The 6,752-nt window shown below is 72.0% G+C and carries 6 protein-coding genes and 1 pseudogene; all 7 read left to right on the top strand.

Features of this window, described 5'->3' with window-relative positions:
- The coding region (locus SSQG_RS30490; RefSeq protein WP_039933965.1) for a cytochrome P450 at positions 1–809 on the top strand (809 nt) is incomplete at its 5' end.
- 213 nt (positions 810–1,022) lie between these two features.
- Positions 1,023–1,418: pseudogene (locus tag SSQG_RS30485) on the top strand (SAM-dependent methyltransferase); the annotation flags it as partial.
- Positions 1,419–1,618: 200 nt separating this feature from the next.
- Positions 1,619–2,629 carry a substrate-binding domain-containing protein gene (locus SSQG_RS30480; RefSeq protein WP_003993791.1) on the top strand — a complete coding sequence of 337 codons (1,011 nt, stop codon included), beginning with the start codon at positions 1,619–1,621 and terminating at the stop codon, positions 2,627–2,629.
- Between the two features lie 191 nt (positions 2,630–2,820).
- Complete coding sequence (locus SSQG_RS30475; protein WP_039933963.1) at positions 2,821–5,361, top strand: sensor histidine kinase; 2,541 nt, start codon at positions 2,821–2,823, stop codon at positions 5,359–5,361.
- Positions 5,362–5,375: 14 nt separating this feature from the next.
- A complete protein-coding gene (locus tag SSQG_RS30470) occupies positions 5,376–5,807 on the top strand; it encodes a roadblock/LC7 domain-containing protein (RefSeq protein ID WP_003993789.1) in 432 nt (143 codons plus the stop codon).
- A 1-nt stretch (position 5,808) separates the two neighbouring features.
- A complete protein-coding gene (locus tag SSQG_RS30465) occupies positions 5,809–6,168 on the top strand; it encodes a DUF742 domain-containing protein (RefSeq protein WP_003993788.1) in 360 nt (119 codons plus the stop codon).
- Positions 6,155–6,739: a GTP-binding protein gene (locus SSQG_RS30460; protein WP_003993787.1), complete on the top strand. Its 585-nt coding sequence runs from the start codon at positions 6,155–6,157 to the stop codon at positions 6,737–6,739. The genes SSQG_RS30465 and SSQG_RS30460 overlap by 14 nt, the downstream gene beginning before the upstream one ends.
- The last annotated feature ends 13 nt before the right edge of the window (positions 6,740–6,752 follow it).

Raw genomic sequence — 6,752 nt, 5'->3', positions numbered from 1 at the left:
AGTTCTGCTATCCGCTGCCCATCCAGGTCATCGGCGAACTGCTCGGTTTGCCGGAGGAGTTGGGTCCCGAACTGCGGGCCGTGGTGGACGGTGTCTTCCACACCTCGGCCGACGCGGCGGAAGTCACCGACATCTACGCCCGGTTCTACGCCGTCCTCGGTGAACTCGTCGCCGCGAAACGGGCGTCGCCCGGCGACGACCTGACCTCCGCGCTGATCGCGGCCCATGAGGAGGAGAGCGGCACCCGGCTGAGCGAGCAGGAACTGCTCGACACGCTGATGCTGGTGATCAGCGCCGGCCACGAGACGACGGTCAACCTGCTCGACAACGCCGTCCACGCGCTGCTCACCCACCCCGACCAGCTCGCGCACGTCCGCGACGGGCGGGCCACCTGGGACGACGTGATCGAGGAGACCCTGCGGGCCGAGGCACCGGTGGCCAGCCTGCCGCTGCGGTACGCCGTCGAGGACCTCCCGCTCGGCGAACTGGGCGGCCCGGACGGCGCGGTGATCCGCAAGGGCGAGGCGATCCTCGCCTCCTACGCCGCCGCCGGACGCGACCCGGAGCAGCACGGCCCGGACGCCGCCCGATTCGACGTCACCCGCGCTGCGAAGGACCATCTGGCCTTCGGCTACGGCGTCCACCACTGCCTGGGCGCCCCGCTCGGCCGGCTGGAGGCCCGCGTGGCCCTGCCGGCCCTGTTCGAGCGGTTCCCCGGCCTCGCCCTCGCCGTGCCGTCGGACGAGCTGCGGCCGGTGGACTCGTTCATTTCCCACGGCCATCGGTCGCTGCCGGTCCTGACCGGCTGACGGTCGGCCCGGCGGACGCCGGATCTCCGGGGGCCCTCAGCCGCACCAGTCCAGGGCGCCCCGGACGCCCACCCCGGCCCGCCGCGGCTTCCCTCCTGGACCCGGGAGTGGTGGAATCGCACCCGTCGGGCCAACTGCAGCCATCGGCGAACGAGTTGACCACCGGGAGGCCTCCGTGCCGGAGCACCGTGTCGACACCGGGAGCGCGCCTGGTTCCGGGAGACCCTCGACCTGTCGGAGCCGGTCGCGCTCACGGTGATCGCGATCGTGCACTTCATGCTGGACGAACACGACGCCGTCGGTATCGTCCGCCGGCTCCTCGACCCGCTGCCGTCGGGCAGTTGTCTGGCGATGTCGGTCGGCACCGCCGACTTCGCCCCGGACGAGGTCGGCCGGGTGGCCCGGGAGTACGCCGCGCGCGGCATGCCGATGCGACTGCGCACCCAGGACGAGGCCGCCGCGTTCTTCGCGGGTCCCGACCTGGTGGAGCCCGGCATCGTCCAGGTCCACAAGTGGCGGCCGAACCGCGCGGACGGTACGGAAAGCGGAGGTGAGGGCATCCCGGACGAGGACATCGCGATGTACGGGGCGGTCGCGCACAAGCCGTGACCACGGTCGCGCCGTTCGACCCGTCGAACAACATCACGATGCGGCGGCGGCAACTCACTGCATGTGGCCGCTCACTTGACGACCAGTGGTCACACACGGTTGGCTCCGGGCCAGCGAGAGTCATCGGGTCGTGCACGTTCACGACCATGCCTGTGCTCTCACCCTGCTCTTGCTCGGCCGCACAGCGAGGTCCGCCCCCCATGAACACTCCTCCCCCACCGCACACCGCAGCGAGACTCGCCCGAGTCGCCGCTCTGGCGTCCGCCGTGTGTCTGCTGGTGGCCGGCTGCTCCGTCCTCGGCGTGGCCCGGGACGGGAAGGACGCGGACGCGGCGGGCGGGTCGGGCGGCGGGATGAAGGTCGCCCTGGTCACGCACGGCGGCAAGGGCGACGCCTTCTGGGACCTGGTGCGCAGGGGCGCCGAGACGGCGGCCGTCAAGGACGGCGTCGACCTGACCTACGCCGGCGACGCCGACCCGGCCGCGCAGGCCGACCTGGTGCGCGACGCGGTCCGCGACAAGGTCGACGGCATCGCGGTGACCCTGGCCAAGCCGGCGGCGATGCGCGGGCCGATCGCCCAGGCCAAGGCGGCCGGCATCCCCGTCGTCGGGCTCAACTCGGGCATCGACGCCTGGCGTCCGTCGGGTCTGCTGGAGTACTTCGGCCAGGACGAGTCCGTCGCGGGCCGGGCGGTCGGCGACAAGCTCGACGAGGTGAAGGCCGAACACGCCCTGTGCGTGGTGCACGAGCGCGGCAACGTGGCGCTGGAGGCCCGCTGCGCCGGCGTGAAGAAGGCGTTCCACGGCGACACCGACAACCTGTACGTGGACGGCAGCGACATGGACGCGGTGGGCGCCACGATCGCGTCCCGGCTGCGTCAGGACACGAGCATCGACGAGGTCGTCACCAACGGCGCCCAGTACGCGCTCAGCGCGGTCAAGGCCGTGAGACAGGCCGGCAGCAGAGCGAAGGTCGCCACGTTCGACCTCAACGAGGACCTGGTGAAGGCGGTCCAGGACGGCGACGTGCAGTTCGCCGTGGACCAGCAGCCCTACCTCCAGGGCTACCTCGCGGTGAACGCCCTGTGGCTGTACCGCACCAACGGCAACGTCAGTGGCGGCGGGACCGCTCCGGTGCTCACCGGGCCGGCCTTCGTGACCAGGTCGAACGTGTCCGCTGTGGCCCGGTTCGCGGCCGCCGGAACCCGGTGACCGGGCGCTTCCTGTGACGGTGTCGCCAAAGATTCGGTCAGGCCCGGTCCGTGCGGTCACTTGTACGGATAACATCCTGCCCATCCCATGTGCCGCGTCCGGCACCCCCTCACCCCCGCGACCGTCCCCCGCACCCCCCGACCGTTCCGCCTCCCCGTTCCTCGCTCCCCGCTGATCGCCCTAGGACGACGATGTCTCGACGGACAGGTGCCCGGCGCCGTCTCGGTTCCATACGCCTCTCCCTGGTGCTTCTGGCCCTGGTGCCGAGCGTCACCCTCGCCGCCATGTGGGGCGTGACGACGATCCAGATGTTCTCGGAGGGGCTTCGGCTGCGTGACCAGACGGAGCTGAGCCGGTCGACCGGTGCCATGGGCACCGACGCGACACTCGCACTGCAGCGGGAACGCAGCCTCTCGGCGGCCTGGCTGGCCTCACCCAAGGGCTCCCGGGCCGCGCTCGACGGACAGCGGGAGGAGACCGACAAGGCGGTCGCCAAGCTGGTCGGGCAGGCGGACGCGATCGAGAAGGCGCCCTCCCGCGTCTCGGACCGGCTGTACTCGGTGCTGGGCTCGGTGGGCAGCCTGGAGTACTACCGGGACCAGGTGGACAACCCCACCGACATCACCGCCCAGCAGGCGCTCGACCAGTACTCCTCGATCATCGACGACCAGATCCACGCCTTCCAGGAGCTCTCCCAGGTCGACGACGGCGACCTCACCTCGCAGGCCGGCCCGCTGGTCGCGCTGGAGCACGCGGCGGAGCTGGTCTCCCGGGAGGACGCGCAGCTGACCCTGGCCTGGCCGGCCGGGCATCTGGACGACAAGGCCTGGGTGCAGTTCGCGGAGCTGGTGAACACCCGGCGCTGGCTGGTCCAGGACCAGGTCCTGCCCCAACTGACCGGCGACGCCAAGGCGCAGACCGAGCAGATCCTGGCGAGCCCGGAGTGGAAGACGCTGCAGGCCGTCGAGGACCAGGTGCTGGCGGCCCGCAACTCCAGCACCGAAGCGGACCGGATCGCCCTGCCGGACGCGCAGAAGCGGTGGAAGGCCGCCATGGGCAAACTGTCCGACCACTACGCGACCCTGATCGAGCAGCAGACGACGGGACTGCTCGAACGCAGCGCCGACCAGGCGGACGGGCTGCTGGTCAAGGCGGGCTTCCTGAGTGCCGGCGGGCTGCTCGCGCTGCTGGTGTGCGTCGGGATGTCCTGGCGGATCACCCGCTCGCTGTCCCGGCGGCTGCGCGGCCTGCGCCGGGCCGCCGTCAGCCTCGCACAGGAGCGGCTGCCCGACGTGGTGGCGCGGCTGGAGCGGGGCGAGACGGTCGACCCCGAGACGGCAGCGAAGACACTGGACTACGGCCACGACGAACTCGGCCAGGTGGCACGGGCGTTCAACACCGCCCAGCGCACCGCCGTGCACACCGCGGTCGAACTCGCCGACACCCGGCGCGGCTTCCAGAAGATCATCCTGGGCATCGCCCGGCAGAGCCAGAACCTCGTCAACCTCCAGCTCAGCAAACTGGACGCGCTGGAGCGTGAGCACAACGACCCCGACGTCCTCAAGGGCCTGTACGAACTGGACTCCACGGCCAGCCAGTTGCGCCGCTACGAGGAGAACCTCGTCATCGTCAGCGGCGAACGGCCCGGCCGCAGCTGGTCCGAGCCGGTCGCGCTGATCGACATCCTGCGCAGCGCGGTCGGCGAGGTCGCCGAGTACCAGCGGGTGGAGGTGCACACCGAGGAGGAGGTGTACGTCGCCCCGCCCGCGGTGGCCGACGTCATCCACCTGCTGGCCGAGCTCATCGACAACGCGACCTCGTACTCCCCCGCCCCGAGCCCCGTCACGGTGCGCGCCCAGATGGTGGCCAAGGGCCTGGCCGTCGAGGTCGAGGACCGCGGCCTCGGCATGTCGGAGGAGGACTACGCGTCCTTCAACGAACAGCTGGCGGTGCCCCCGCAGTTCGACGTGGTGGCGCTCGCCGACGACCTGCGGCTCGGCATGTTCGTGATCGCCCAGCTCGCCCACCGGCACGGCATCACGGCGACCCTGCGCTCGTCGCCGTACGGCGGGACCACGGCGATCGTGCTGATCCCGCACGAGATCGTGGTGCGGGAGTTCCCGGGCGGCGGGTCGTCCCGGGCGCGGGGCGCCGGTGTGAACGGTCTGGTGGCCACGGCCGGCCCGAGAGGCTCGGTCGGCGGAGCGACGGACGACGGCACTCCGGAGGACGAACAAGGTTCGGTGGACGCGGGGGGTTCGGTGGACGCGGGGGACGCCACGGACGCCGGGCCGGATGCCTCGGACGCCGGGCGGGTCGCGGCGTCCCAGGACGTCGAGGAGCCGCGCGGGGGCGACGCCCCGCGGGGGGCCGACCGCGCCGCCGTATCGCCCCGCGAGCCCCGCCCCCTCGTCGCGGCGCGCACGGCCTCCGCCACCGCACCGACCGCCGCCCGCGAGGTCATCCCCCGCCGGGACGGTCTCGCCCCGCTCCCCCGCCGGGTCCCGCAGACCAGCCTGGTGGAGGAGCTGCGTGAGGAGTCCGGGCCCGACGAGGACGGCTCTCCCGACGAGTTCACCGCGGAAGCGGCCGCCTCCTCCCTGGCCGGTTTCCAGCGCGGCACGCTCCGGGCCCGTGACGGCGACACCGAGCCCCCGTACGCCGAGGAGCAGGCCGCACCGCGCCGGGCCGCCGCCGACTCCGTCCCCTCGACTCCGCCCGCCGACCGCTGACGAAGGACACCGCAATGACACGCCCCATCCCCGCCACCCACACCCAGCTCGACCAGCTGCTGACCGGACTCGTGGAGCGGGTCGCCGACGTGAACCAGGCCGTGGTGCTCTCCGAGGACGGCCTGGTGGTGAGCAAGTCCACCGGATTCCTGCGCGACGACGCCGAGCGGCTCGCGGCGACCGCGTCCGGACTGATGAGCCTCAGCAAGGGCGTCAGCATGGACTTCCGGGGCGGTCCGGTGCGCCAGGCGCTCATCGAGATGGCCAACAGCTATCTGATCCTGACCTCCGCCGGCCCCGGCGCGCACCTGGTCGTGCTCACCGGGCCGGGCGCGGACGTGGGGGTCGTGGCGTACCAGATGAACATGCTGGTGAAGAAGATCGGCGAGCACCTCAGCGCGGCACCGCGGGGCATGGCCGGGCCCGTCGCCGACCCCGGCGTGTGAGGTGGGCGGAGGCGACTCGGCGGGCCGGCTCGTACGGCCGTTCACTCTGACCGGGGGCCGGACCCGGCCCAGCCGCGCCGACTTCACGCTCATCGCGACGGTCACCGCGGTCGATCCGCAGCCCGTGGCGGCGGTCCGGTGCCAGCCCGAGCACACCCGGATCCTGCGGCTGTGCGCCGAGCCGGTCGCCGTCGCGGAGCTGGCCGCCCGGCTCGACCTCCCGGTGAGCGTGGTCGTCATCCTGCTCTGCGATCTGCTGGAAGCCGGCCGGATCACCGTCCGCCCACCACGCCTCGTTTCCCGCACCACCCCGGACCTGGACCTGCTGCAGAAAGTGAGGGACGGCCTTGGCCGGCTCTGACTCCACCACGGACGCGTCTTCGGCACCCGACACGGTCAAGATCCTCGTCGCCGGCGGCTTCGGCGTCGGCAAGACCACCATGGTCGGGTCGGTCAGCGAGATCGCCCCGCTGCGTACCGAGGAACCCCTGACCATGGCCGGTCTGGACGTCGACGACCTCGACGGCATCGAGGAGAAACGGGCCACCACCGTGGCCCTGGACTTCGGCCGGATCACCATCAGCCGGGAGCTGGTGCTGTACCTGTTCGGCACGCCGGGACAGCAGCGGTTCTGGTTCATGTGGAACGACCTGGCCCTCGGCGCGCTGGGTGCCGTGGTCCTGGTCGACGTCCGCAGACCCGAGTCGAGCTTCGCCGCCATCGACTTCTTCGAACGCCGGGACATCCCGTTCGTCGTGGGCGTCAACGGCTTCTACGGCGAACACCCCTACCCGCCCGAGGACATCCGGGACGCGCTCGCGGTCCCGGAGCACGTGCAGGTCCTGCTGTGCGACGCACGGGACCGGGAGTCGTGCCGGGACGTGCTGATCGCCCTGATCGACCAGCTGATCGCGTCGGCGGTGCAGGCCTAGAAAGGCCGGGGCG

This window comes from Streptomyces viridochromogenes DSM 40736 (assembly GCF_000158955.1).
Taxonomy (GTDB): Bacteria; Actinomycetota; Actinomycetes; order Streptomycetales; family Streptomycetaceae; genus Streptomyces; species Streptomyces venetus.
Note: the sequence above shows the minus strand (reverse complement) of the source record. Positions and strands in the feature narration are given on the sequence as shown.

Coding starts and splice junctions, on each gene's coding strand:
- SSQG_RS30480 (WP_003993791.1), top strand. CDS start 1,619: ATGAACACTCCTCCCCCACCGCACACCGCAGCGAGACTCGCCCGAGTC.
- SSQG_RS30475 (WP_039933963.1), top strand. CDS start 2,821: ATGTCTCGACGGACAGGTGCCCGGCGCCGTCTCGGTTCCATACGCCTC.
- SSQG_RS30470 (WP_003993789.1), top strand. CDS start 5,376: ATGACACGCCCCATCCCCGCCACCCACACCCAGCTCGACCAGCTGCTG.